This is a genomic window from Neisseria sp. P0001.S005 (genome assembly GCF_051963715.1).
Genome location: NZ_JBQCTZ010001061.1, coordinates 1 through 239 on the forward strand (window position 1 = coordinate 1; position 239 = coordinate 239).

The window sequence follows — 239 nt, forward strand, 5'->3', positions numbered from 1 at the left end:
TGAAAATACTGCACGCTGTCCGAACCGTGCGCGACCGCTTGCAGCGACGACAGCAGGTGCATGCCCGGACGCTTGAGCTTGCTCACGTCCTGCCAGTTGGTCAAGCTCGGCGTGCTTTCCATCAGCAGGAACGGACGTCCGCCTTTGATCGAACGTACGATATCGTGCATCATAGCGATTTTTGCCGCTTGATTCGAGTCTTCGTCGGCGTCGTGCCACGTCGGATAGCTGTCCCACGA

1 protein-coding gene is annotated in these 239 nt (G+C 58.2%); it reads right to left on the reverse strand.

What is annotated here, in order from left to right:
- Nucleotides 1-239: beta-galactosidase (locus ACTHSP_RS24055; RefSeq protein WP_440347231.1), on the reverse strand; the 239-nt coding region annotated here is incomplete at both ends.